Source organism: Leuconostoc falkenbergense (assembly GCF_045801155.1).
GTDB lineage: Bacteria > Bacillota > Bacilli > Lactobacillales > Lactobacillaceae > Leuconostoc > Leuconostoc falkenbergense.
Map to the genome: position 1 here is coordinate 1,054,259 of NZ_CP174386.1, position 25,016 is coordinate 1,079,274.

26 protein-coding genes are annotated in these 25,016 nt (G+C 39.8%); 11 read left to right on the forward strand and 15 right to left on the reverse strand.

Annotated features, from left to right (window positions below; all coding sequences use genetic code 11):
* Positions 1-2 precede the first annotated feature (2 nt).
* From ACI3ES_RS05215 to ACI3ES_RS05235, 5 genes are read right to left on the reverse strand one after another with little or no spacing between them, the layout of a single operon-like run.
* The gene (locus ACI3ES_RS05215) at positions 3-1,253 is read right to left on the reverse strand and encodes a phage tail tip lysozyme (RefSeq protein ID WP_407632046.1); all 1,251 of its coding nucleotides are present in this window, start codon (positions 1,251-1,253) and stop codon (positions 3-5) included.
* 3 nt (positions 1,254-1,256) lie between these two features.
* On the reverse strand, positions 1,257-1,451 hold the full coding sequence (locus ACI3ES_RS05220; protein ID WP_004901748.1) for a hypothetical protein: 195 nt from the start codon (positions 1,449-1,451) through the stop codon (positions 1,257-1,259).
* A gap of 1 nt (position 1,452) precedes the next feature.
* Positions 1,453-3,408, reverse strand: a complete 1,956-nt coding sequence (locus tag ACI3ES_RS05225; RefSeq protein WP_407632047.1) for a type IV secretion system protein VirB4 — start codon at positions 3,406-3,408, stop codon at positions 1,453-1,455.
* Between the two features lie 2 nt (positions 3,409-3,410).
* Positions 3,411-4,064 carry a hypothetical protein gene (locus tag ACI3ES_RS05230; protein WP_004915941.1) on the reverse strand — a complete coding sequence of 218 codons (654 nt, stop codon included), beginning with the start codon at positions 4,062-4,064 and terminating at the stop codon, positions 3,411-3,413.
* Positions 4,064-4,327: a hypothetical protein gene (locus ACI3ES_RS05235; protein WP_332844427.1), complete on the reverse strand. Its 264-nt coding sequence runs from the start codon at positions 4,325-4,327 to the stop codon at positions 4,064-4,066. Before ACI3ES_RS05235 ends, ACI3ES_RS05230 begins: the two co-directional genes overlap by 1 nt.
* 434 nt (positions 4,328-4,761) lie before the next feature.
* Here ACI3ES_RS05235 and ACI3ES_RS05240 point away from each other — a divergent pair, with 434 nt between their 5' ends.
* The 3 genes from ACI3ES_RS05240 to ACI3ES_RS05250 all read left to right on the forward strand — a co-directional run bounded on the left by ACI3ES_RS05240 (position 4,762) and on the right by ACI3ES_RS05250 (position 6,505).
* A complete protein-coding gene (locus tag ACI3ES_RS05240) occupies positions 4,762-5,541 on the forward strand; it encodes a ParA family protein (RefSeq protein WP_407632048.1) in 780 nt (259 codons plus the stop codon).
* Complete coding sequence (locus ACI3ES_RS05245) at positions 5,541-5,822, forward strand: hypothetical protein (RefSeq protein WP_270314199.1); 282 nt, start codon at positions 5,541-5,543, stop codon at positions 5,820-5,822. Before ACI3ES_RS05240 ends, ACI3ES_RS05245 begins: the two co-directional genes overlap by 1 nt.
* 500 nt (positions 5,823-6,322) lie before the next feature.
* Positions 6,323-6,505, forward strand: coding sequence for a transposase (locus ACI3ES_RS05250; protein ID WP_407632049.1), 183 nt, complete (start codon positions 6,323-6,325; stop codon positions 6,503-6,505).
* Positions 6,506-6,551: 46 nt separating this feature from the next.
* Here ACI3ES_RS05250 and ACI3ES_RS05255 read toward each other — a convergent pair whose 3' ends face one another.
* From ACI3ES_RS05255 to ACI3ES_RS05300, 10 genes are all read right to left on the reverse strand, one after another.
* Positions 6,552-8,723, reverse strand: coding sequence for an AlwI family type II restriction endonuclease (locus tag ACI3ES_RS05255; RefSeq protein ID WP_407632050.1), 2,172 nt, complete (start codon positions 8,721-8,723; stop codon positions 6,552-6,554).
* A 64-nt stretch (positions 8,724-8,787) separates the two neighbouring features.
* Positions 8,788-9,699 (reverse strand): Dam family site-specific DNA-(adenine-N6)-methyltransferase, encoded by a 912-nt coding sequence (locus ACI3ES_RS05260; protein WP_407632051.1) that lies wholly within the window; start codon positions 9,697-9,699, stop codon positions 8,788-8,790.
* Complete coding sequence (locus ACI3ES_RS05265) at positions 9,692-10,915, reverse strand: DNA adenine methylase (protein ID WP_407632052.1); 1,224 nt, start codon at positions 10,913-10,915, stop codon at positions 9,692-9,694. Before ACI3ES_RS05265 ends, ACI3ES_RS05260 begins: the two co-directional genes overlap by 8 nt.
* A gap of 209 nt (positions 10,916-11,124) precedes the next feature.
* Positions 11,125-11,628: a hypothetical protein gene (locus ACI3ES_RS05270; protein ID WP_407632053.1), complete on the reverse strand. Its 504-nt coding sequence runs from the start codon at positions 11,626-11,628 to the stop codon at positions 11,125-11,127.
* A gap of 62 nt (positions 11,629-11,690) precedes the next feature.
* The gene (locus ACI3ES_RS05275; RefSeq protein ID WP_407632054.1) at positions 11,691-13,802 is read right to left on the reverse strand and encodes a pLS20_p028 family conjugation system transmembrane protein; all 2,112 of its coding nucleotides are present in this window, start codon (positions 13,800-13,802) and stop codon (positions 11,691-11,693) included.
* Positions 13,799-16,819 (reverse strand): type IV secretory system conjugative DNA transfer family protein, encoded by a 3,021-nt coding sequence (locus ACI3ES_RS05280; protein ID WP_407632055.1) that lies wholly within the window; start codon positions 16,817-16,819, stop codon positions 13,799-13,801. Before ACI3ES_RS05280 ends, ACI3ES_RS05275 begins: the two co-directional genes overlap by 4 nt.
* On the reverse strand, positions 16,806-18,704 hold the full coding sequence (locus ACI3ES_RS05285; protein WP_407632056.1) for an AAA family ATPase: 1,899 nt from the start codon (positions 18,702-18,704) through the stop codon (positions 16,806-16,808). The genes ACI3ES_RS05280 and ACI3ES_RS05285 overlap by 14 nt, the downstream gene beginning before the upstream one ends.
* On the reverse strand, positions 18,701-19,183 hold the full coding sequence (locus tag ACI3ES_RS05290) for a hypothetical protein (RefSeq protein ID WP_021210368.1): 483 nt from the start codon (positions 19,181-19,183) through the stop codon (positions 18,701-18,703). Before ACI3ES_RS05290 ends, ACI3ES_RS05285 begins: the two co-directional genes overlap by 4 nt.
* A 13-nt stretch (positions 19,184-19,196) precedes the next feature.
* Complete coding sequence (locus ACI3ES_RS05295; protein WP_407632057.1) at positions 19,197-21,464, reverse strand: toprim domain-containing protein; 2,268 nt, start codon at positions 21,462-21,464, stop codon at positions 19,197-19,199.
* Positions 21,451-21,717, reverse strand: a complete 267-nt coding sequence (locus tag ACI3ES_RS05300; RefSeq protein ID WP_407631921.1) for a hypothetical protein — start codon at positions 21,715-21,717, stop codon at positions 21,451-21,453. The genes ACI3ES_RS05295 and ACI3ES_RS05300 overlap by 14 nt, the downstream gene beginning before the upstream one ends.
* A gap of 455 nt (positions 21,718-22,172) precedes the next feature.
* Here ACI3ES_RS05300 and ACI3ES_RS05305 point away from each other — a divergent pair, with 455 nt between their 5' ends.
* From ACI3ES_RS05305 to ACI3ES_RS05340, 8 genes are all read left to right on the forward strand, one after another.
* The gene (locus ACI3ES_RS05305) at positions 22,173-22,604 is read left to right on the forward strand and encodes a JAB domain-containing protein (protein ID WP_407631922.1); all 432 of its coding nucleotides are present in this window, start codon (positions 22,173-22,175) and stop codon (positions 22,602-22,604) included.
* A gap of 16 nt (positions 22,605-22,620) precedes the next feature.
* The gene (locus ACI3ES_RS05310) at positions 22,621-22,965 is read left to right on the forward strand and encodes a hypothetical protein (protein ID WP_407631923.1); all 345 of its coding nucleotides are present in this window, start codon (positions 22,621-22,623) and stop codon (positions 22,963-22,965) included.
* Between the two features lie 10 nt (positions 22,966-22,975).
* The gene (locus tag ACI3ES_RS05315; protein ID WP_004915925.1) at positions 22,976-23,347 is read left to right on the forward strand and encodes a hypothetical protein; all 372 of its coding nucleotides are present in this window, start codon (positions 22,976-22,978) and stop codon (positions 23,345-23,347) included.
* On the forward strand, positions 23,334-23,546 hold the full coding sequence (locus ACI3ES_RS05320; RefSeq protein ID WP_072613651.1) for a hypothetical protein: 213 nt from the start codon (positions 23,334-23,336) through the stop codon (positions 23,544-23,546). The genes ACI3ES_RS05315 and ACI3ES_RS05320 overlap by 14 nt, the downstream gene beginning before the upstream one ends.
* A gap of 355 nt (positions 23,547-23,901) precedes the next feature.
* Positions 23,902-24,123: a hypothetical protein gene (locus tag ACI3ES_RS05325; RefSeq protein WP_256971337.1), complete on the forward strand. Its 222-nt coding sequence runs from the start codon at positions 23,902-23,904 to the stop codon at positions 24,121-24,123.
* Positions 24,123-24,566 carry a hypothetical protein gene (locus ACI3ES_RS05330; RefSeq protein ID WP_061514929.1) on the forward strand — a complete coding sequence of 148 codons (444 nt, stop codon included), beginning with the start codon at positions 24,123-24,125 and terminating at the stop codon, positions 24,564-24,566. The genes ACI3ES_RS05325 and ACI3ES_RS05330 overlap by 1 nt, the downstream gene beginning before the upstream one ends.
* A complete protein-coding gene (locus ACI3ES_RS05335; RefSeq protein WP_256971339.1) occupies positions 24,553-24,771 on the forward strand; it encodes a hypothetical protein in 219 nt (72 codons plus the stop codon). Before ACI3ES_RS05330 ends, ACI3ES_RS05335 begins: the two co-directional genes overlap by 14 nt.
* Positions 24,772-24,781: 10 nt before the next feature.
* Complete coding sequence (locus tag ACI3ES_RS05340; protein ID WP_002814570.1) at positions 24,782-25,000, forward strand: hypothetical protein; 219 nt, start codon at positions 24,782-24,784, stop codon at positions 24,998-25,000.
* The last annotated feature ends 16 nt before the right edge of the window (positions 25,001-25,016 follow it).

Below are 25,016 nucleotides of genomic sequence, written 5' to 3' on the forward strand. Positions count from 1 at the left end.
TCCTATTTATCTGTTTTGCCTGTACTAGAGTCAAATGGCCCACTAGGAATAACAACGTTAGTGCCTGCCTTTGCAGGTAGCTTGAGATAAAGCCCAGGGGATTTTAGTCCTTTACTTTCGGGCGCCCAATTATATTGATCTTTTGTTTGTACGGCGAAGTGAACGTGAATACCTGTTGCTTCACCAGTTTGTCCTTCATGACTAATGTGTTGACCAGCAGAAACCTTATCACCTGTATTGACAACAATGGCTGACTGAGTTGGTGCGTGACCGTAATAGGTAAACACCCCGTCAGTGTTTTTAATCACTAGCCAATTACCCCCAACGCTATCAAAGCTTTTGGCTACTACCGTGCCATCATGAACAGCGTACACATTACTTTCGCCACCAGTCATAGTGTGGTTGACGGTTTGAAAATCGACACCATAATGTTCTGCGCCTGTTAGGCCTGCATATTTTGGATAGCCACCTGTTATGTTGTATTTTCCTTTAACTGGCAAGCCATCTGTGTTGGTATCCAACCCTGTGTCACATGAGGCATCAGACATAGCACTTGAATTGGCATCGCTTGAGGTATCACTAGAACCCGAGTCGTTGTTGCCGCCATCAAAGACATCAATATCACCTGCATAATCTAGTTTGAAAACCCTTTTGACTTCTTCGGCAGTTTTTGCGGTGTCGGCGACTTTTCGTTGTGGATCATTTTCTCCGACCCCTTCAAACTTTGTATCCCAAGCCACCATTGAACTGTTAATGTTGTTAGCGGCCGCTAAGCCAATTAGAGTTGCTTTATGACTACTATGCAATTCATTGATTGCCAGTTGAACTTGTGCTTGCACTGTATCAGCTGTGTCACCATAGCGATTTCCGTTAATACCTCCAGCACCCCACTGCCAAATGCCTTTTACCGAGCCAGCCGGATTGACGGCTTTCGGATTAAAGCCACTTTCTCTAAGACCAATCGCAATTGCAGCAGCGATATTGTCGCCTGACATTTTAATTTCTTTATGAAAACGGTCAATGACATGTTGTATGGCTTTGTGCGTTGCTGAGTTGGGATCTTTCCAATCGCCACCGATTGAAGTGCGACCATCATCAATGGTTGTATCATCATTCCAACAATTGGCATTCTGTGTTGAAAAGACCATGAAACACATTAAGGCAATAACTGACATTGACAGAATTGCTGTAGTGATGATGCCGATGATGACATACAAGCGACGTTTCTTATCTTGCATCCAACGTTCTAACATGGTCTAACCTCCGATTAAAAGGCTGAGGCCTTTGAGAATAAAAACAAAAACAAAACCACCAATGACATACCAAATAATTTTGTTATCCACTGGTTGAGGCTTTTGACCTTTGTCATAGTTTTCAACGATTTGTTGCGCCTCTTGCTTCATTTTTTCACGGTTATCACGTGCCTTCTTTAATGGATGTGGCAATTTCATCTTACAGTCCTCCACCAAACAAATTAATTTCTGAGTCATTAAGATCAACGTGCATGAACGTGGCTTGCTTACCCACCAGGTTCATTAAGAAATCACCTTGATCCAATCCTTGTAAGGCTGCCAATTGACCATCAGTGATATTAGTTTCACTCACCACACTACGTAAACGGGTTGTATCCGTTTTTGATAGACGTGCAATCGTTTGCTTTGGGAATCGGCCAAAGAAGGAAGATGCGGCACGACTAGCCTCAGTGTCTGATGCATTACCTGTTGGCACAACATTTTTGAGTCCTGGAAAGATAGCAAACATCCCGAAGAAATCTTTTCCGTGTTGCGCCATCATGTTGTCACCGAAGGTAATGCCTAATGAATGTTTAGCATTGAAAATATCATCCGCTTCATCCTGTATCCACCAGAAATATTTTGGTGGATTACCATTGTTGTTGGCCTGAGTTGAGACTTCACCACGTTTAATGCGCTCACGTTGTTGTGTCCCATTAATCGTGATGTAGCTTTCCATCAAAGACAAAATGGTAAAGTATTGGGCGTTGTAGAGATCATCTTCTAATCTTGAAAGACCACTCGTATCAAAACGAATCAAACGCTCACCAGACAGATCAGGCATGGTCGTTACACCATTCACCATGTCGCCATGGTTTTGTATTAGGCTGCTAATTGTCGATAAGATGTTATCCAAACGTTCTACGGCAAGCTGTGTCATGTTGCGCGTCAGCATGTTACGGGTTTCTAGGAAGGTTTGAAAGTCTTCGAGAATTGGATAATCTTCGTTGCGTAGTCCAATCACACGTAAATCCTGTGGGTTGTCTTTTGGTGACAATGACCACATACGCTGTTCAACATAAAAGTCGGTGATCAAGTTCCCTAACATTTCCAATTCTTTCTTGTCAGCTTGTGGATTAAGTGTCGCATAGTACGTAATCACTTTTGTACGATGCTGGTTGAAACTTGCAATGACATCAACATTGCCATTTGCATCTAGGACAGTGCCAAACACTTGCATCAAATTAATGATGTTTTGACTGCCATCAAGTGTCAAAGTGACACCGTAATAATAATTCACCAGATCACGCCATTCATTAGACTTATCAAATACCCAAACTGTATCACCACGAGAAACTAATGGCCCCAAGTTCTTTTTGGCAAACGAGCTTTTACCTGAGCGCTCACCACCCACAACTAGGTTATAAGCGGTTAACTGCGTACGGTGGTCATTGTAGCTAGGATCAAACATAACCTCACCACGTTGCATGGTTAAGCCCATGTATGAACCACGAGGATGTGCAATAAAGGTTTGATTAAAGGCATAAGAACCAGCTAAAGCATAGGCCTTCATTGGAAATCCTTTGTCCTTAATCGTTTGATTTTCAATTGACATTGCTGGCATAAAGAACTGTTGGAAGTGTGTCAATTGCTCAGAAGGATAAACTTTCATGCGGTAGTTAGAAAGCTGTTGTTGGATTTCTTTAACACGGCGGCGTAGTTCCTCTGGAGAAACATCTGATACCAATAATCTAACGTAGACACGTTTGTAAATTTCACGACCATTGCGGGCTTCATTCAAGTCTTGGAGTGTAATGTCAGCATCTTGTTCGGCTTCCAACGCGTCACCTTGTGAGGTCACTTCACTGCGGGCCTTACTACGCAACGTGTTAGTAGCTGTTTCAAGTGCTTTTTGCACTTCAAACTTGTTTTCAGTCCCAATCTTAATGTCTACAATGGTGTTCTTGTGATTAATGAGTTCCTTAAACCAGCCTTGTAATTGTTCATTTTTGGGATAGTCGTAGACGTTAATAATGGCACTACATGCCATACCATCATCAAAGTAGGTGGTGTGAAATTCAATGCCACTAGGGTTTTGAACTTCTTCAATAAGTTCTAAATTATAGCCGCGTGCTTTTAGAACGGAACGTTTTGCTGTATTTAAACTTGTGCGCATGCTTATTTTTCCTCCAGTTCTAAGGTTTCCCCAGGATTGTTAATTTGGTACATGACCATCTTTTTACGATTAATTGAAACTGGCTCAGGTGTAAACGCCATGCCTGCGTGTGCCATAAAGTCACGGCGATTTTTATCTAAGGCAGCTAACGTCTTGCCATAGATCACAGCGGTATATTCTTGATGTTTAATGTCACCGACCACATTTTTTTCAATATTAATTTCTTGCAAAATAGTTTGGCGCATCATTAACAATTGTTGATAATGACGATCATCTAGGTCAACACTATTCAATTGGCTTTCCACTCTCACTAACTCTTGTCCCCATGAAGCTTGCTGGATTCGCGTGTCAGCGGGTAGTTGACTAACGAAAATATCAAAGTCCTCCACGTAAACTGATAACAACTGGTGAAAGTCAGCGATAATGGCGTTGGAACTCTTATCGCCTTCAGCATTCAGGAAATCCAAATCTTTTCCAGGTAAATTGAGCATGTCCGCGTATGTATCATCTGCCAATAAAATTGGATGCCCTTTTTTATTCAAAATGTCTTTATAAGGTAAAGCAAAGTAGATTGGAATTGGTTTGCGATTATCAAGTGCTTGTTTGACAACTGTTAAACCCTTTCCCTTTTGTGCTTGTTTAGCTTTTATTCCCATTATTTTTCCTCTCGTTTCTTGTTTTCAGTAATCGCAGTTAGATCACCTGTGGCGTGCTTGCTGGACTTTAAGATGCCACGTAGGATTTCTTGATACATGAGACCCATTGGGTTACTTGGACTAGGTAAAATTAAAAAGCCAGCTAGTAACGCATTACTGACAATTAGAATCAGCCCATACTTGCCAATATTGTAGGGATAGAATGATTTAATCATCAGGTAAGTAATCCCAAAAACAATGACTAATACGAAGATTCGTTCCATCGTGAAAAACATCCACCGTGACACTTTCTTCCAAATATTGCGTCCAGGGGTAAAGTGTTCATACATATAATTTCTCCTTTAACAAGTTATTTTTGCCTGGATTGAAGTTCAATCTGTGGTCAGTGTACAAGGTATCGAAAGAATGTCATAAAGGTAAATGGTTTTTCCTGAGCCAAAGAAAAAGCCCCTGCACGAACAGGAGACAATGATTTGCTTGTTATCTTTTTGTGTATCCAATCTATATAAGATATTGATAGATGTGTATATATTCATCTTATAACACAAACATACCTTTACCTATATTTAGAGTATAGTATATTGATATACATGTTATACGTATGATACAATATATATGTAAACAAGTTTTACATGCCTGGATTGATGGTTTCATCGTTATTTCGTTTTGACAAATAAAATAACTAAGGAGCTTCATCATGAGTAAAACAATTACATTTTCAGCATCTAAAGGTGGCGTTGGTAAAACAACGATGACATTTAACTTTGCAAGTTTTCTGGTTCGACAAGGCTACAAGGTTTTGTTAATTGATTCAGACTATCAAGGTAACTTGTCCTCTACCTATGAAAGCTATACTAATAAAAATACGCTATATGACGTCTTTACAGGCGGTTTAGCCCAAATTAGACAAATTACCCCACAATTAGGTTTGTTACCTGCTAGCCCTCATTTAGACGAATTAGAAGGTACCTTACAATCAAAGAATAATAAAAACTTTTTGATGATGATGTGGCTTCAAGATCACCTTGAGGAAATCAAAGATTATGACTATATTCTAATTGACACCCATCCAGAATTCGGAACGTTAACGAAGAATATGATTGCCGTTTCTGATTATGTTGTGGTGCCACTAGAACCCTCAGAGTATGGTTTTATTCAATCAAAACAACAATTTGATTTACGGATGAAAGAGTTCCGTGATGATGCCGTTGATATTAGAACACGCGAATCACTGATTGAAGCGAAAGTTTTGTACCTTGCAAATCGTGTAAAGCATAATACCCGTTCAAGTCATGAGTTTGGGCAACTTATTGACCAAATTGAAAACCTTGTCGCTGTCTTAAATGAGCGTGAAGTGTTTAATAGTTCAACGATGCTTAAAACCCCAGTGTTTGATTTAGACCAAGCAAAGCGCAACCCTAAAACCTTGCAGCAAATTAATGATGCTTATCAAAAGCTATTAGAAAGTGTGAAATAATGGATTACGATAAAAAAGACCCCCGTATGTTTGATGAAGCCAGCGCTCAAAAACAAATGGCAGATGCCTTTAGTCGAGACGAACCACAATCAGAGGTATCGTTAGGTGACGGATTCAAACTACCTTCTTCAAATCATAGTAGTCGTAAAATACAAACGACTTACACCATTCGCCCCGAGATAAAACAAGGCATTGAGAAATTAGCAACCAAACAAGGATTCCGCTCATCAAGCGCCTTTGTAGATTTAGTGCTTGAGCAAGTCTTAAGTCAATCAAAATAATTTAGAACAAAACAAAAGTCCGTGATTTAAGGTCGCTACAATATCTAGAATACCTAATGGTTTAACTTACTAAAAGTAAAAAAAATCATAACGAACACTGAGCTGCCCCATAGTTACCAAGAATCAGAATAAACTTAATAGTGAGATTACTTAGCCAAGTAATCTCACTATTAGGAGCGATCTCACCGTTGGCCGTTGATACTATTCTTCATTCTGTATTGAATATTCAAAATACAAATATTACTCTAATCAACAAAGAAACAACCAAAGGCCTAAAGAACCGGCACCCCAAGGTTCTTTAGGTCTTTTGACGTCCACCCCAAGTGCTTGCGAGCGCTGTGGGGTTATTAACGTTGGTCAAATTATCCGTAAAGGCTGGAAACATAACTGCATGGTGCATCTGTTAATGTCTAAGCGAAACCCTATCTAAGCAGATCTTGAAGTGCCACACTGGAGGCGACAAGTTCTTAGTCACTAGTCCATTCGTAAGTAAAAACGCGATGCCTGATTACGATCACACACTTAGCGTATGCGCCGTCACAGGCCGTAAGATGCTGCGCAAACTAAAAGAGTACCTGTCTAGCAGGTACTCTAATGGGCCACTGGAGGCCCTAAATGGTCCTATTAAGGTATTAAAGCTCATTAGCTACGGTTTTTTTAACTGGACGCGGCTCCGCAATTAGATATTCATGATTCTTACGAAGCCGATCGTTGAATAAAAATTACGAATCAGGCTAATAACGGATTGATAGCGTCTTCCCGCCATCCTGTGGACACAGCTTGTGAGTTGTCAGATAAAGTAGCCACAAATGCTTCAATTACCGCTTCGTCAAGTCGCTGATTCTTCTCAAGTAACGTGATCAACTCACTTGTTGAAAGAGCAAAAATACCTACGCCATCCACCGATTTAGTTTTATTGCCCGAATCTTCAAGCGTGGTCCACTGCATTGAGTGGAATATGTTGGTCACATTATGATCTAATTCAGTGGCTACAAACATTCCGTACCATGGTTTGTTAGTAACCGTGCGGGTATTCAGATTAGTAGTGTGCCTAATTACAGGCTCTAGCTCGCCAGCTTTTTGGGAATTTTTATTTTGTACGGTCGCTTCCAGTAACAAGCCGAATAAATTGTAATCAACTTCAATATCTCCTTGACCACCGCTGGCGGCTCCTGTCGGCATGAAATTACTATCAAGTCGTAGATTATACGCAAAGTACAAATTAATATTCTTTTCTGCCAGGTACCACCATGCAATACCTAGCATATATTCAAATATTCCTGGCGTATTTGTGTTGTGCGTGACTTGATCCATCACAACGTTATCAGAGACGGAACCTTTCCGACCATCGTATGCTACAATGTCTCGTAGAATCTGAATTGTTTTATCCTTTGGGAATTTTTCACTAACAATATCGTAAAATTCTTGCGCTTCTTTTTGGCGATAATATTCCACAAGATTTTTGGTAGAAGAAACAGTTGGATCGTCCAAATGAGCCTTTCGAATCTCGTTGTTGATAATAGACTTCAAGTCCAATGAACTTATTCCTAAGATCTCGGTTAATGTTTGTTCAGTTTTAAACTCGCCATCGATTTTTTCTTCATAATCGAAAGGTCTATCTATTCCTAACCAAGTATTAGTCGTGTACTTCATTAGTTCAGCAAATAAAGGTTTTAAACGTAAATGGTAGAGTCCATTGTCGCTACTTACAATACGAGAAACGTTCAAATATCGAGTAATCAGATCTGCGTACTCCCCGACATTGTTAGTAAATTTACTAACAATAAATTGACCATATATATCACGGTACGAACCGCTCCACATTTTAGAGTCTGGACGATCATCAGCTAAGCGAGATTGCGCATCTTCCAATTGCAGGCGTTCAAATTCTAGTAAAGTCCGGCCTCTTGGGATTATTGGACGTGGGCCAAAAGCACTGTCAATAGAAGTTTTTATTTCATTTGTCTTGTAGATTGTAATCAAATTTTGAATTGATGAGTCAGTTTGATTTATGCGGGCCGAAATTAACGCAAAGAAGAATTGAGCATATCGCTTCACATAATGAGGTCCATTGTTGTTTTTGAAAATATTTCCGAAACGTGAAATGTATTCACCATCCTCGGCTTCAATGTACTGAGTGTTAAATGTCTCAGCAGTTACGCCTTGTGTAACCAAACTCTCTATCTCGGTCAATAGTGCTTCTGCGGTTTCTTCACTGGTCGGATTTGGGGACATAAATGGTGTTAAATGACGGTAATAGTATGTGAAAAAACTCTGATCCCCTGAGTGAACACGTTGATAATCATCACGAAGTGTTGTCACATCGTCAATCGTCATCGTGGGGCGTATTCCTTCAAGTATGTAATTTAAATCTCGAACTGGTACGTGATCATATTTCAACAAGAAATCAAGTGCATATAAAAACGGAGCGAAGTATGCGCAATCAGTTTTCGAATTTCCTTTTTCATAAACTCTGACCTTTAACAACTGTCGTAAAAAAGTGCTACTAAGCGAGTCCAAATTAATCAGTTGTTCAACGGAGTCCAAATCTTGTGTAGTACCATCAATCAAAGAACGGCCAATTGCAGTCAAATCATTACCATCCGTAAAACCAAGCTTCGCAATAATTGGAACTAATGTTCGAGCACGAACACCGTCGTTGGTCTTTTCATTTGTGCTGGAATTTTGACGATCAAATAAATCACTATTTTCTAACAATTCATCGTACCACGCTTGTTGAGCAGACTGTTTTGCTTCGCCGCTAAAATCAGACCAACTACCATGGATTCTGTTGTTTTCGTCGAGTGACTTCAATATTTCGGGAATAGATGTATCATAATCTGCACGTCTAAATGATGTATCCCCAATTTTAAAAGGTGAATCTTGATTTGCTAATTTCATTTCAAACTCCAATAAAAAATGCCTACAACTTACATTATAAGCATCTTATCATTAATTTACCAAATTAATAATTAACAACCAATACTTCATCGGTAGTACCGCTATTTTCATCAGTTTGATAGTTTGCATTAGCATAGGACTTGTTAAGATGAAACACGACATATTGGTCTGCATGTTGGGCAACCCAATCCACTAAAATGTCATTTGTCCGTCCCTTCATGCTAAACACATTAGAAAGCGCGAAGCGATTACCAGACTCATGAATCCTGTCTAAATATGCCAACAAGTCATACTCATCTTCAGGCGACCAACCACCATTCTCATTATAAACAGCTGTCGTAATCAAATATGGTGGATCAACGTAAAAAAACGTATTGGGTTCATCAACATCCACGTCGCGAAAATCTGAACGTTCAAATTGAATGTTCAGTTCATCTACGCGTACTTTGAACTGCCGAAGCTTTTCCCGCATTTTTTCATTAAAATCACGTTTACCAACCGGATTATTAAACTTTCCGGCCTTGTTGAATCGTAATTGATTATTAAATCCGAACACAATAAGTGTGTATAAGACATCTTGGTTAACAAATCCGGTTCCCAATTGTGTGTTAAATTTCTTTCTTAGATTCACATAAGATTGCTTATTGATACTCGCCAATCCAGCCGTTGAATTAGCCCCGTAGAAGTCATACCCACGTTCTAACGTATCAGATAATTCAAATTCATCAATAATATTAATGATGTTCAACATCATCTCATCGTATTCAGACCCTTGCACATATTGCAATAATCCAATTAGATATTTGTTGATGTCATAGGCAAAAATATCAGAATTTTCCATCGCCAAATTAGTAGACACCACAGCAGAACCTGCAAATAGGTCCACGAACCTATCATAATCATTAGGAAAGTGATTTCTTAGCTGAGGTAACAACTTATATTTTCCACCGGGGTAATTTATAAATGACTTAATCATGCGCCGCCTCCACGTTAACTTCAACCAGATAAAGATATTCCATGTGGTTATCAAGTTTTGTTTTGCCTGTTGTGAATGCTTGGAACGGCAATTCATGCCGAACAACTCGACCACGCTTCTCAAGTGTTTGCATTATTTCTTCATTACTTATTTTAGCATTTGAACGTCCGGCACCTTTTTTTGCCATATTATTGTAAGATACCAACATGTAACGGGCATTAATATGTTGAATTAAGTCGTCGAAAGCTTCAGGAGCTTTAGCTGTACTATAGTCACTCTTGGTTTTTCGCCGGTCTCGAGGCTTCATCGCAACACCAAACAATTCTGGTTTTTTCCAATCAATTACGTTTTCCAAGACATGGTAAACATCGCCATATTGTCGACTGTTATATGGTGTGTCAATATAAACTAAATCCGCAGTTATTTCACGCACCAATTGATTAGCGTCTTCATGGTAAATTGTTTTTTGGGCTCCATTCTCAACGACAACAGGCTTTCTAAAAACAATAGGGTCTACGGAGTCCATCACTTGCCTGTACGCGTCATAGTGCCCCACCGTATTCGCGACTTTATCCATTGCATAGAGAAGGGAAGTCAATAAAACAGATTTTTCACGTTCATTTAAGTCCTGGTTTTCTATGAAATCACGAGCCTGACCAATTTTTTTGGCATTTCCCATAGAGAAGAACTTATCCCCATAATTCTGACTAACGTAATTATCGTTACCGGGTAGTTCATTCATTTGCCTAAGTAACTTATCAATTTGCGACCAGTTCACATCTTCATTTCCAAAAAAAGTTTGGTAAGCCATGAAGTTGCTATCCAGTATGTCATTGATTACTATATTTTTGCGGCGTGTATAGAAATAATTAGCGACGGCACCTGTTCCACCAAAAATGTCAGCAATGCTACGAACATCATTTGTGTTTTCTTCAACAACTCGACCAATAAAATCAAGCATACGTGTTTTAGCGCCTAGGTAACGCCGGTTCCCGATTGAAAACTTTGACAACATGTCACGTTCATTATTGTCTTTTTGAACGGCATTGTTTTGATTTACAAAATCATCGAGATTCTTAAGTGACTGTTTGTCCCAGATAATTCTACCTGTAACTTCATTATGCGTTACTGTGACGTTGCCGCTATGAACCCATCCATTTATCGTCCTTCGTGACACACCATATCTATTTGCCAAATCCATCAATTTTACAGACATACAAGCATCCTTCGCATCTTCTCTTTTTCCCATTTTTTATTATACATCAAAGAAGAATTTATATCGACACGAATTTAGATTTTACCTAACTAAAAATAACCCGATTAACAAGCCATTTGCTATATTTCGGGTTATTTTCTTATTCATTTTTGTAGAGGTCTTTCATTTGACAAAGAGCCGATTTAAGTAATCACGGCTTTTTAGCTTAGCTATTTCTTTATATCATCAGGATTGAATCCAGGGTTGGCCTTGTTAAATTCTTTAACTGTGTCGTAGTAATTCGTTGCTACCCCAGCAGTTTGAATTTGATTTGCAATTTTATCTAGTGGGTATGTCATATTAGTATCGCTGTTTTCCCAACTAGTTGAAGTTCCAAAACTCTCCTTCACGCCGTCTTGGTGTCTTTCAGATTGAGGTTTTGCTAGATATTCATTGGCCCAATTTTTAAAGTCTTGTTTAGACCAAGATGTAAAATAGTCAGAATAAACATGGCCTTTCATTTTAGCAGCTTTTTTAGCATAAGCTTTTTCATTGTTCTTGTCCTGAACTGAGGTTGAGGCGGATGAAGCCTTAGCACTTGACACGTAACTTGATGATTGTGCCTCAGGACTGTTTTGTTTTTGTTGGTGCAACATGGCTAACAAAATTCCGATAACAATAATTCCAATCACCACAATTGTAATCCAAATTTTATTTTGCTTAATTTTCTCCATCGGTATACTCCCTAAAATCAACTACCGTTAATTTTACCGTATTAGCCTACAAATTAAAAGTTTCACTTATCTTCTTTACTTGATACGTTTTGTTGATTCTGCATTTTCGCTTTTTGTTTTGCAATAACACTCTCAGCCCAGGCGCGATCCTTTTCTTTTTGTTGAACAGGTGTCAGTGGTTGAGTCACTGTCTTTTTGCCAGGCAATGTACCGCTCAAACGTGGGGTGTTTGGACGTGACATGGTTGCTGGTGTTGCACCAACTCCCTTAGGTTGAACAACTGTTCCACCACTCACCATTGGCTTAGTTGAATTAGCAGCGCTAGACTTGGGTGAATTAGTTCTAGTAGGTAAGCCGCGGTGTGCATCTGACATAGCGTGGCTCATGTTAGATTGAGGCGTATTTGCTGTATCCGTTGGATGAGCATTAGGTGAATCTGTCGCTGCCTTTGGAAGTGCTTCATGCACATTACGTGGTTGAGAAGAAGATGGTGTATTACCATTGTTTGAATTTGGTGTCACAGGTGAATGACGTTTGTTAAAGGCTTCAACGGCTTGTTGTCCTCCTGCAAAGTTGTCGGCGACACCACCAGCATAGTCTTTGACATTGCCAACGGCTTTATTCACGCCACCTTTAACTTTATCACCAGCCGCACGACCAGTGTTTTTCAATAAACTACCTGGGTGTTTCATTGCCTCTACTGTACGTCCTGCTACCTCAGCCGCCTTTGACGCCTTACCTGTGGCTTGTGCGGATGCATCGACACCAGTATCATTTAAGCTATGATCAGTCAGTGCTTTACTATTATCTAAGCCTTGATTGCCACCTGAGTTGGCAATCTTCTTACCTAGTTCACGATTCTTCCTTTTCTGTTCTGGTGAAATTGCGTTGAGACCCTTGCCAATATTTTTTTTGGCAACCCTTGTGGCGCCACCTACCATGTGAGCAGCCTGATTGGCTAACATCATTGATGCAACAGGATTATGACCTGAACGAACGCCAGTCCATTGCTCAATCATTTCAAAGCCACCTGCAAGCCCTTTTCCACCTGCTAACAAAGCAGCTATTGACAGTATGGTGAATGGCCACATATCTAGACCTAAACCATTAATGGTATTAAAGGCAAATTCTACCCAGGCAAAGAAGAAGATTAATGAAATTGGCATCATGACAATACCTGTTATTTGTCCCTCAATCATTCCCAGAACTTGTTGGACACGTTTGCCTTGTGTGCCATCTCTGAGGCCAAAGTAAACAATGGATCCTGCCATAAAAGCCATTTTATAGACTGAGGACAGCAAACGCACAATCGCACCGGCTACGACGATAATAAAGACGATTTCACCACCAATAATGCCTAACCAATTAGTTTTCATCACTGTATAATCATCCGCAAATGTCTTACCCAGAACAAGTGAGTCACCGGTAATATCAGCCATGTTGCCATTGCCACCTATTTTTTTGGTAAATACAGACTTTTGTGCATCAGTCAAACCGTCTGTATATCCAGCATCACTCATTACTGAATGGTAGTCAGAACCTTGAATTTTTGTTTTTGCATCCTTGAATACACGCTCGTCATCTTTATATTTGCTCAAGTCAAAATTATCTCTTGCTAAATAGTGTAAGTCTGTGGAATTTCCTTGCCATAATTGTGTGACAATGTTTTTTTCTTTAGTACCTGACGTATCATTGACCGTGGCTGTCCCAATTCCGCTCATTAACCCGATTATTAATGGTAAAACAGAAATGACACCAACAGTAATGGTGATTCCCTTAGGCCATTCCCTGCCCTTGCGACCAGAAGTAGCGGTATATTGTATCCACTGCACCATCATCATGATGCCAAATATAACAAAACCCAGGTACAGAAAGTCTTTAAGAATATTACCTAAATTCCAATTTTGATAAACATCGCTATTTGGCTCAAAAAAGATATTCATAAAGTCTAACAGTTTGAAAGATGACTGATAAGCCGTAAAGGCTGCATTCGCAATGTAATAGAAAATCAATGCAATGCTGTGCATAAATAACATGATCAGCGTTAAGAAAATATGTGGCAATGGTGATAGGTATTGCGACCATTGGTTGTAAAAATCAGCTGTTGGGCCATTATTAGGTAAAGTTGGTAAACTACCCGCTAATGTATTGAGGCCCGAGAATAGATTTGTCATTCGACTTCTCCTTGAATTGTTGCAGCGTTGAGCTGCTTATATATTTCCCACATGTATGCGGGTTCGTTGTTTAGTAATCGTAGAACTTTACCGTTATTGTTGTTGCCAGAAAGTGTCAAATATTTGCCACGATTTAAGTAAGCAACGGCACTGTTTTGTTCTTCCGTTTTATTTGAGCGCGGTATCCTCATTTTGATGGATTTCTCTACAATTTGACGTAGCTCAACATCATCTAATTGTTCTTCGGTCATAAATGGTTCATCAGGGTTAAAGTCATGTTTCCACTGCAAGTAACGTTCCTCATCAGAGAGTTCTTGTTGTGTTTGCACTTCATCTGTTTTGATACCTTGATGCGCTTTGGCCAAAATGTTGTTGATTTCATCATCAGCTAACGTATTGAGTTGACGATTATCAATTTGATTGCCACCTGGGCCTTCTTCCTCAATTTCTAGTTGAACTTGTTGATCTAGCTCATCAAAGTAAGGCACAAAGTCATGATAGAGGTCATCATATTTCAAATCGTTATGCTGAGCTTTGATGTTCAAGTCAGCCGTATAGTAATCAAGTGAATACTGCTTGCCCAATAATTCATAGGCAAACGGCATTCTATATGCACCCGTAGAGAAAATTGGCAAAGGTCTAACTGATCTTCCCTTCTTATCTGCACGTTTGATCGTACGAATAGTAATCATCTCACGCGGACTCAATTCACTAATTTCTTTGGCATCTAACAGGCGAACCTTGCTAACTTGTGCATGACGGTTACCACGATCTTGACGATCTAAGCCAATCTGTGAATTGACTGATTCGGTTTGGACTTCAACCTCACCTAATTGCTTGGATAAGGCTTCATTTGTGGGCTCATCATTAGTTAAAATGTGGAACCAGTTACCCGTGTTACCATTGATGTCATTGGTTTCCATTTCAGAGTAATGAAGACGCGGTTGTGTTAAGGTTTGTATATACAAATCTACAAGATGCCCATAGGTTAAACCACGCGTTAGAATATTGGTAAAACCTGGAATACGTGGGAACATAGAAAACTCATTGAGCTTATAAAGGATCCAACTGTCCATTTTCCTTCGGGTAATCGTTGATGCAATGTCCGTATTGACTGAGAAAACTTGTGAGATAAACAAGCTGGCCAAAGCGGAGAAATCATCGTTAGATTGTGGCGTGATGATGAAGACTGCCATTGGATTTTCTGAGTAACGCAAGGTGACACCTGGTGTCTCAGTAGTGCCTTGTGCTTTAATTTGATCAACCAGGCATTGGATGATAGGCTGCTTAGAAAACAAGTCACGCTTAATCTTGCCATTGAGTAATTTTCGTTGTACAATCTTACCAGTCAACGTAAACTTTTGTTTACGCATCGCAATTGAATTGCCGTCATTATCGAGTGACAACTCAATTTGCCATGAGACGGGTAAATGGTTATGAATCGGATAAGTTAGCGTGCCTGATTGGGACACAGTTAGCTTGTCCTTTTCTATTGCATGCTTTTTACCTGATTCATAAACGTGAATGCTAACATGAACGCCTTTATAGCGGTCAGAGAACTTAATCTTTAGCATTCTTGGAAACCCTAAATCGGTCAAATTGATAGTGTTAAAGGTTGTCAGACGTGTGATTGACTCTGAGGCAAACAAATTCAAACGATTCATAACTGAGAAAGAAATTGATGATTTGGTATCCCCTGTGGCGGATAGATACTCAGCGGCGTTTAGAATAATCATATTGCGCGCTGGTGTTCGCGGTAGTTTACCAATATTAGTAATGTACTTAGTTAAGCCATCACCTTCTTTATCCGTGAACTTGTTCATATCATTGATAAATTGCAGGACGTTAGAGATGGTCACCATTGATTTGTCCTTATGACGTACAGCAATATCTAATACCGTTAACATGACTGCTTGAATGGTACTTTCAGCGGCACTATCCCAAATATCTTTGTGGCTACTTTCTTCACCACTGGAACCACCAATGACTTGTACAACCTTACGTAGTTCCGTATTGGCACTGTCCCAATCACCATCAAAGGCATAATCAATGGCAATTTCAAGAGGATTCCAGGACTCAGACTCACTTGGCTCCATGATGTTAAGTAGTTTCACGTCATAGCCCGCTGTGCGTAATGACTTATAACTCATTTTGGCATCTTCGTTTTTGGCATCCGTATCAATAATGTTCCATTTGATTTCGGCACGACGAATGATGTCAATTAAGGTATAGCCACGCATTTGGTCTTTTGAAGAACGTGTCATCCCAGTGGTCTTGGAATGAGTGTTACTGGTATCCACCCAATAAAAACCATCAAAACCGCCGTGAACAATAAGTTGCTTTTCAAATAGCTTTGGCAAACGTGCCAGTAAAACGGGACGTATTTTTTTGTACACCCCGCTAAATTCTAGTGAATTCATACCTAGTGGCCGTTTAAACCATTGCCACGCCCACAGGAACGGATGAATCATAAAGAATTCGAAGGTGTATCCTTGTGTGTGCAGCACTGGTTGTCCTGGGCGACCCTTAAAATTCTTATTGCGATCAGGAATCAATTTGTAAACCTTATCCACCTCACGGACTTCCGCAAAACGGTTAGTGTTACGTGTTTGGTCTCTAAACAATTGATACCAGTCATAAATACGTTGGAAGACATATTTTTTGAGTAGTAGTAACAGGCACAGAATCAACACATTACCTGTCAATACAGTTAATCGAGAAAGAATAGTGAAAATATTGAGTGGATTGAGCACCGTGGCGGTCATGTTCATGACATCGTTGAATTCTGGCCATTGAGCGACACCACTTTGCATATAGAACTTGAAGGCTTGAATATATGGGCCAACAACTCTTACCAACAAGTCAACAATAATCGTGACGTAAAGCGATATGAATATCACTCCAATAGTTGCTATAATGCCATACAACCATAAGAACCAGGGACGACCACGCCAACGAATGTAACTTTCCCGCATGAATTGTCTTTCAGCGCGGTAATCTTTTTTAAATAGCTTCATTGTCTGTTGCCTCCTTAACTGTGGAAACCACAACTTGCCATTCACCATAAGGACTTGTCAAAGATGGTGGGTTACCAATGGCTCTAAAAATGAAAGTATCAAAGTCTTGCACCAGTCCTTGTCTTTTTTGGATAATTGCGGCAGACACTGGATCACTCACATACGTAGCAATCGTGTCATCAATTGGTCTGACACCTCGAGACGGTTTATAACCAACGTCTGCGATGTAGTTGGCAATTGGTGAGCTGACCTCCTGTTTGTCATTCAGATATTCAAAGCCCAAATCAAACGATGGAATATAACGCGCCACCTCTTGTGTGTCAAAAACAATGTTGAAACCACTCTCTTGTGCTTTTTGATTGAGTCGTGACAACTTCAATTCAACAATTCGCACCATGTCCGCCATCTTTAAGACATCAAAGACAATAATGGCACCAATTCTTGCAATAAACTCAGGACGGTAACCATCACTTTGCAAGGCAATTTCGAGTTGTTCTTCAAAATTTGCTTGACGTTTTTTGTCTTCTTTAACAGCATCTGATTTGGCATCACGATTCATCACTGCTGTGGCCCCTGAGTTGGTTGTCATGACAATGATTAAGTCTTTAAAGTTAACGACCCGACCATATTCATCACTCAAACGTCCATCATCTAAGACCTGCAAAAGTAAATCCATGACTTCTGGATCAGCCTTTTCAATTTCATCCAACAACAATACGGCGTAAGGTGTGTGCCTGACTCTAGTTGTGAGTTGATCTTTAAATCTTTCTAGGCTAGTCCCTGCAAACTTAAACTCTGACATATCAAAGCGGATAAAGTTTTGAGCGTTACCAAATAGATTTAGCGCTAGTTGCTTGGCTGTCTCAGTCTTACCAACACCAGTCGGCCCCATAAAGAGAAATGACTCAGGCTTTGAGGTGTCAGCTAGTCCTGCCTCACGGTTAGTCAGTTTCATCGCAACTTTTTCTAAGGCTGTGTCTTGACCAATCACCTGGCTTTTTAGTCTTGGTAACAGGTTTAATAATCGTTCATCAGTCGTCTGATTAATGACATATTCAGGCACATGATAATCATCATAGATGATTGTGGCAACATCTGTGTCTTCTAAACTAGATTTATTAGCTAATCGTGCGACACTTAACGCACCATCTAGCAACATAATTGCCTTTTCAGGAAAGTAACGGTCAGTGATATAGCGTTGTGATAGTGCCATAATTCTGTCTTGTACTGTTTCTGTCACTTCAATACCGTTATTTAGTTGCAAGGCGACTTTAGACAAAACCCGTTTCGTTTGGTCAAAGCTCAGTTCTGGTACTTCAATCAAATCAAATCGCCGCATCAGTGCGCCATCACGCGCCACATATTCGTGAAATTCTTTCGTGGTCGTTGCCCCAATAATTTGGAGATCATCACGACTCAGAGCTGGTTTGATAATATTACCCGCATCCAATGAACTGCCTGACGTTTCAGCACCAGTGCCAACAATTTGATGAATTTCATCAATAAAAGCAATTACAGTGTCTTTATTGACAATCAATTCATCAATGATGGCTTGGAATTTATGAGCAAATGACTCACCATCGCTGCTTTTCATCAAGTTGGCCAAACTAATTTGAACTAAGTGTTTGCCTTTGAGGGAAGAAACTGAGGTACTTAACAATTGGCGTGCCAAATCCTCTACAATAGCTGTTTTACCAACGCCAGGTAACCCAACTAATAAAGGCGCATTTTGAATTTGTTTCATCAGAGAGACCATGATACGACGCGTAATACTTTCACGTTCGTAGGCATGATATTTGTTTGGCTCAGACATCACTTTGGCACTAATGTCTGTTGTATAGTGATCAAGGTAAGGTGTGGAATTGTTGTGTTTTAATTCAATCATTCATTTCCTCCCTGGTCAGTAACGGGATCACCATAATTCGTCTTGCTTTCAGGAACTTGATTGGCAGCATCGTGTTCTCTGGCTAATTCTTCTAATTCGCTTGTACTCGCATCAATGTGATCGACTGCTTTTTGTCGGTCAGCGATTAAACTTGTGTAGACATCAGTGCTTTTGACATCATCTAATTGATGATTCAATTGGCCAAGTTCTGGCACCTCATCAGCGGCAATAAAATCACCTTCGGGATCATAAATTGAGACTACTTGTAGTTTCTTGCCAACTTGTTGTAATACGGCCACCATTTCAATACCTAGAATCGGATCGCCTGCTGGGAATAATTCATGGTAGCGCCTGGTTTCAATTGTCAAAGCAATTGCACCTGGTTGCCCCTTTTCCTGGAAGGATAAAATATTAACTTCAGCAGACTTTGTAATGCCTGTGATAAAACCTGTAACTTCTTGAATGTTTTCTTGTGACATGTGTTTGCTCCTTTTACATGTGTCGTGTAGTTGTTTGATTAATGGCCTGATAGTTTTGTTCGACAACCGCTAACTTATCAGGCTTAAGCAATTTTGTTGTTTTTGGTTGACGTACTTCACCGTTGCTCAAGTTATCCGATAAATATTGAGTAACATCGGTACTAGCTTTGAGTGCTTGACTAATGATTTTGCCAGTGTTTTGACCCTCAAGTGCCTTTAAATTCTTTGACCAACCCGCAATATAATCAACGCTTTTCTCACCAGGTTCAATGCCTAGGTTTTTAGTAATCACATAGCTGGATAACTCAGCCTGCGTTTCTTTAATAGCTGTTGGCCAATTATTTTGACTTTGCAGGGAATGAAGCTGCGCGTGAGCTATTTCGTGCGCTAAGGTGTGAATTTTATCGGTTGGGGTAAGATCACTGCGCAACAGGATATATTTTTCATCCTTATTGGTTTTTGATTGAACAAAGGCCCCTTTTGCTTGTCCTTGCCAGGTCATTGGTCGTTTGGCAATTTGTTCGTCTAAACCTTGGTCAATGACGGGCACTTTAAGCTTGTCGGCGAACTTTAATAATGTTTTATAGGCCGCATCCAAATGTTTTGGACTTTTATCAGTGGCTAAGTCAATTGGACGATTCGGTAACAAACTTGGCAATTGCTCAGCTGTGGCATTGGTTTGACGAACATCAAATACGGTTTCGACTGGATAATGTTTTACACTGCGGACTTCCAATTGATTGTTATTGGCTAATTGCTTTTGTTCAGGTGTCGCATCAGACCAACGTATCTTTTCACCATTGCTATCAATAATGGTTTTCAAGTTTGTTGGGGCGCCAAATATTTTGATGCCCTTTTCCCCCTTATTAACTTGGATGCCATCAGCAGACCATTGTTTGTAGCCTTTTAACAAGGTGGCTTTTGGATTTTGTAGTTGAATCAACATTGAATTACGAGCCGAATAATTTAAGCCAGTCGCGGTAAAGTCAAGGAGCTTTTTAAGTTCAGCGGGATCTTGTTGGTACTTGGCCACCCTTCCCATTGCCTCTTGAATTATCTGTTTATTCTTTAAAGCATTCTCCTTACGACGATCAGCTTTAGAACGACGTTGATTTGTTTGCTTGCCTGTCTTTGTGTCTGAGACTTCCTTGACAGGTTGAATGGTGCTCATTTTGACATCCACATAATCTGGCTTGACTGTTTGTGTCTCTTGCATTGCAAGTTTTTCTAAGGCATCTAAGCGATTAGCATTATCCGTCATACTCATGACGCGCCGCCCTGTAACACCTGCTTTAAGTTGTTCGTTCCAATCCTTGCCTTGTAAGGGAATATGACGCTCTGCTTCAATCGCTTCACCAGTAATTGGATTTTTAAAACTAAAACGATCAAAGTAATCAGCGGCTTTAAACCCTGCGACATCGTTGTCAAAAGCCACAATGATCTTATTAAATTTGTCTTGCTTAGCAGCAACCGCATCATTCAAATATTGCAAGCCACGCTTAGCATCAGTGCCAGACACAGACAATAGCGTGGCGTTACTTTTCACCATGTCTTGATGATTTTGTTGTGCATAACTCAATAAATCAATTGGGCTTTCAAATAAAATCAATGTTTTGTCACCTGAACCAAATGAGAGGTTATAACCCGTTGAGGTATCACTGCCAGCAAATATTTTTTTGGATGTGCCACGCTTTTTGTAATGTTCAAAGTCTTGTTCAGTCCCTTGACGATCAGCGCCCACAATTTTGCCATTCACATCCTTCCAGGGAAAGATGACGGGGTTTTGATGCAACTTATCACCTTCACGGTAACGGCTACCTTGTACAACTGCGCCACTTTTCAATAAATTGTCAACGAACTGTGGATTGAGCTTGCGTTGATTAACTAAATAATCTTTGGCTACGTTTGTTTCTTGAGTTTTGAAGACCTTGTCATAATCAAACTTGTAACGCGGTGTGTTGTCTTCGTACAGTTTAGAGACATCAATATTTTCACCTTTGACAAAGCGCGCGTAGGCCAGTTGATTTTTAATAGCGGCACCTTTACTGTCACCATCTGATTTGCCTAATTCGTAGTAGTGAATGAAATCAACTAAATCCCCTTTAACACCAGTCGAGTTCCAGACAAAACGGTTTAATTTTGTTCTAACCACCAAACTATCGTGCTCAACCATGCGTAACTCAGTGGGAGTATCCGTCGTGTAAGGAATACCTTTCCAATCGCAATAGCCACGAATTGGTAATAATTTAAGTTGCGCACGTTCTTCCTTACTGATCGCCATGAGCTTGTCCTCCAACTTGTTTGTCAATTGGTAAGTGATTCAATTCAGCAAATGCCTGGTCAATATCATCTGTTTCCAAATTCATTTTGGCTAACAGTGATCGTCCCAATTCAGCCACAAGAGCGTCATTAAGTTGTTTGATGTCTTTTTTGATGGCCCGCTTTTCGTCTTGAATTGCCTTTGCTTGTAAATCTAGTTCATACAAACGTGTTTGCTTTTCTTTGATTTGTTGGTCAATCGTTTTTTTAGCCATTTTGTAGCTCCCTTTTTGTTTAATATAGGGTCAATATACCAACCTTTTAAATAACATCATAAAAGTAAATGGTTTTTCCTGAGACATCACAAACCTCCCCCAGTCCCCCTAATCATTAACTTGACAGGCGTGGTTATTACCACACCAGTAAAGTTAATTGGGGGTTCAAAAAAAGCCATCACATTCAAACGATTTTCAAACCGTTTAAATGTGATGGCTTTCCTGCCTGCTGGCTGTTATGCACCATCTATTCTTGCTTTTGTGACTACCAAAACTCTAACAAGCCAAGCAAATCTAAGGACTAAAGTCCAAAGATTTGGGCTAAATTTGCAAGGCCAAGCACTACGTGTCGCTACGCGAGCTTTGCAAACCCGCCCTGGCTTGTTTTAGTTTGTCCGTTCACAACGCAATAAGAATAAATTGGTCACAAAACAAACCAACAGGAGGACAAAATAATGTCTAATATCACAGTAACAAATTCAGGTTTTCAATTGAGAGATGTCAGTGTAGACTTTACTGCTAAATCAGCAATGGAAGTCGGTAATTATCTCAAACATAAAATCGGACGTCAATTGCAAGAACGATTGATTGTCATGAGCTTAAATTCTCAATTGGACGTTATCGCTTCAGACACGATTGCCATAGGACAGATTTCGAGTATTGTTGTATCCCCTAGGGAAGTGTTTCAAATAGCGCTCTTAAATAACGCCAGTAGTATCATTCTTGCGCATAATCATCCCAGTGGTCATTTAATTCCGTCACAGGAAGATATTGCCTTAACACAAAAGCTAAGAGAAGTTGGTCAATTATTACAAGTACCAGTTAATGACCATTTTATTGTTAGCACAGATGATTACTACTCATTTGCAGAAAATCAGTTTAAATAATCAGGAGGATATAAAAATGAATATCAAAATTATTAGAATGGAAACCTACTTACAAAATCCAGCAATGGTACTCATTCCTAGCGGTGCTATTCAAGCCGTAGAACTTGTTTATGAGGCTAAAAGCTATGATGAAGATGACTTGACGGCTAATGTTTGGTCACGGCTGGAAGATGAGTTATCCGAGCTAGGACTTTACTACCCCGTCAACAACAATTGGGTACACCATCAACATCTAAATGAGAAATTTGATAGATTAACAATTGGCTATGTCGCAGACAACAACATCACGGTCACAAACGAAATTCTAGTCAATCATATTCACGGCAGTATTGATGGTGATGAAAGACCAGATTGGATGTAAAGGAGACACTATGGCATGGTATGAACCTCATCAAGACTTGATAACTGACTATATGATGATTGAACAAAATATTTCAATAACTGCAGAATTACTGAGCTGGCGGGATTGCGACAAACAATTAAAACAAATTCGCTTGCAGGCGTATCGTAATGACTACAATGACGGTGACTATGACTATTTCTTCTCATTGCGGTTTGCAGAATATCCATTATCCAACCTTGTTTTTAATAAAGATGTGACGGAACTAGTATGTGGCAACCCCAAAGCCAGTGCAGCAACCATTCGTAAAAAGTTGTTTAAAATCATGAATGCATGGTGGCTAAACAGCCCAGACTATCACTCACCAAAATCAGACAAGGAGCAACAAAATGACAGAAACTAACCCATTTGAAATTGTAAATAAGCTAATCACTACCAATGGTGTGATGATTGCGACCTTAAAAAATGGTGATGAAATAACCGTTGCTAGTAATGGTCTAGCGAGACATAACGGGACTTACTTCAAAGATTATGGAGACATTCTAGCGAGTGTTTCAATTGATACAATTCTTGACGCTATTGTTCAATCAATATCTCAATAAAACAAGCCATGACTATTTTTTAGTCATAGCCCTTCCCCCAGTCTCCCTGATCATTAACTTGACAGGCGTGGTTAATACCACACCAGTAAAGTTAATTGGGGGCTCAAAAGGCTCACTTCCGTTCGCATCGCACCAAATTGTTCTGTTTGCTCTGTGCCGTTTTCACAATCGCATGATAAAGAGTCTGTAAGGCGCAAGCGCCAAACAGTCTCTACAAAGAAACACAAGGACGTGGCAAGTTGCTGCGCAATCCTTGTGTTTCTTTGGTTATCATGCCAATTGTTACCCGTCACGACGCAACCAGCTCAATTGGAGCGATTGCCAACAGGAAAAGTTTTGGAAAGGTTTATTTCTTATGGAAGTTTATTATCAACTCATTCGCAACAGCGGTCGTACCGTGCGTTATGCCTCAACTGATAAGCAAGTTGTTCTCACGCATGGCTACCCAATTTATTTACAAATCTATGGCACTAATCGTTCTATAGATTATATTTTGAAGGACACATTTGTCTTTTTAGCCACCCAATACGGCAACAATATTAAATTAGTCAATGTTGATGAACTGGAGAAAAAATAATGACAAAGCAATTCTATGATGATTTTAGCAAATTACCAATCGCCAAAATGGCACAATCAATCGCTGATATGACTTATTTGTTCAATGAGACCAAAGTGCCAACTAGTCACTATAAGGCGCAATTAAGTAAAGGCTTTGAAGAAATGGTTGAAGCAAGCGTTAGTGTTTCATTAGTCAACACCATTTTCAACACTTTACAAGCTTTGCAAAAAGAAAGCCCCAAATTGTTTTATCAAGCTATGCTCTGCCTTGATACCAAAGTAAAGCCTAGCAGTATTACCCCCAGTCAATATCAAGCAATGGAATTTACTTGGTCACAATTTGAATTGAACAAAAAGAAAAATATCCTTGATAAGGACTTTATCCAAATGTTCAATCAAGTTGAAGAAAACGGACTCACCTATTACACGCAAAACCAACAGGAGACTAATGACAATGAATGACGAAGTGATTGAAAATATAGCCATACGTTACTTTTCATGGTCTGATGAATTCCCTATGGGCGGTAGTGAAATTTACGTCAGTGAGTCCACAAGCAATGACTCGGGTGAAATAGATTTATCAGATGATGAAGCACTGCGATTAAGCGCATTTATCATGGAAGAATTGGCTGAGGGTAAACGCGTTACCCTAAGAACCACAATTTAAGGAGAATAATATGGCAATCGTCAACGTTAAATATATGGAAACATTGGTTAAAACAGTGGCAGTTAATGTCCCTGATACACTCACAGATGAACAGAAACTGACACAAGCTGTTGAAATTGGTAAACGTCACTATTTTGATGAAAAAGTGATCTTAGGGGCAGATGATTTAGATTTACGTGAAATCAGTGCGGAGTACAAACAAGAGACAACGGATTACGAGGAATTTTAATCACAAATAGGAGCGT